Source organism: Stakelama pacifica (genome assembly GCF_004361835.1).
GTDB lineage: Bacteria > Pseudomonadota > Alphaproteobacteria > Sphingomonadales > Sphingomonadaceae > Sphingomonas > Sphingomonas pacifica.
Window position 1 is genome coordinate 1 of record NZ_SNWD01000031.1, and the last position, 1,523, is coordinate 1,523.

1 protein-coding gene is annotated in these 1,523 nt (G+C 61.2%); it reads left to right on the forward strand.

The features are described 5' to 3' along the window. Positions 1 to 85 precede the first annotated feature (85 nt). Positions 86 to 1,449, forward strand: a protein-coding gene (locus tag EV664_RS19110) for an IS3 family transposase (RefSeq protein ID WP_085995949.1) whose coding sequence is annotated in 2 segments (ribosomal slippage) — positions 86 to 433 and positions 436 to 1,449 — 1,362 coding nt in all. Because the reading frame shifts where the segments join, the coding sequence is not laid out codon by codon here. Positions 1,450 to 1,523 lie beyond the last annotated feature (74 nt).

Genomic DNA, 1,523 nt, shown 5'->3' on the forward strand with positions numbered 1-1,523 from the left:
TGTTCCCCGTCAGCACCAATGGCACAGATTTGAGGTTGTGATTTAAGGAGGATTTGGGCTTCGTCGTAGTGATGAAGGAACGAAGATGAAGCCCAAATCCTCCAATGCAAAATCGCCGACCAAGGCCCCTGCGGAGCGGGTGGTGAAGGACATCCGGCGTGCAACCCGCCGGCACTTCTCGGCCGAAGACAAGATCCGCATCGTGCTGGATGGCCTGCGCGGCGAGGACAGCATCGCCGAGCTGTGCCGCAAGGAAGGCATTGCCCAGAGCCTGTATTACACCTGGTCGAAGGAGTTCATGGAAGCCGGCAAGCGCCGCCTGGCCGGCGACACCGCCCGTGCCGCGACCACTGGCGAGGTGCAGGATCTGCGCCGCGAAGCCCGCGCCCTGAAGGAATGCGTTGCCGACCTGACCCTGGAGAACCGCCTGCTCAAAAAAAGCATGATCGCGGATGGGGGCGACGACGAATGAGGTATCCCGCCTCGGAGAAGCTCGAGATCATCCGGATCGTCGAGCAGTCGCACCTGCCCGCCAAACGCACGCTGGACCAGCTCGGCATCGCCCGTCGGACCTTCTACCGCTGGTATGACCGGTTCCTCGAAGGCGGCCCGGAGGCCTTGGAGGATCGGCCGTCGGCGCCGACCAGGGTGTGGAACCGCATCGGCGATGATATCCAGGACCAGATCGTCGAGATGGCCCTGGACTACAGCGAACTGTCACCGCGCGAGCTGGCGGTGCGGTTCACCGACGAGAAGCGCTACTTCGTGTCGGAAGCCACGGTTTACCGCCTGTTGAAGGCCCATGATCTGATCACCAGCCCGGCCTATGTCGTGATCAAGGCCGCCGATCAGTTCCACACCAAGACCACCCGGCCGAACGAGATGTGGCAAACCGACTTCACCTACTTCAAGATCATCGGGTGGGGCTGGATGTATCTGTCGACCGTGCTCGACGACTTCTCGCGCTACATCATCGCCTGGAAACTGTGCACCAACATGCGGGCCGAGGACGTCACCGACACGCTGGACATGGCGCTGGCTGCCTCGGGCTGCGACAGCGCCACCGTGCTGCACAAACCCAGGCTGCTCAGCGATAACGGTCCCAGCTACATCGCTGGCGAACTGGCTGAATACATCGAAGCTCAGCAGATGAGTCATGTGCGCGGTGCACCGTGCCATCCCCAAACCCAGGGCAAGATCGAGCGCTGGCACCAGACTCTGAAGAACCGCATCCTGCTGGAGAACTACTTCCTGCCCGGCGACCTCGAGGCCCAGATCGAAGCCTTCGTCGAGCACTACAACAATCAACGTTACCACGAGAGCCTGAACAACGTGACGCCCGCCGACGCCTACTTCGGCAGGGCACCAGCCATCATCAAACAGCGTGAAAGGATCAAACGACAGACCATCGAATATCGGCGCTTGCAACACCGCAAGCTCGCCGCTTAACATCCATCCCCTGACGAGGCCCGCACTCCGCTAATTTACGCCGCGAGTCGTGCCAAATGTTCTGACGACGGACA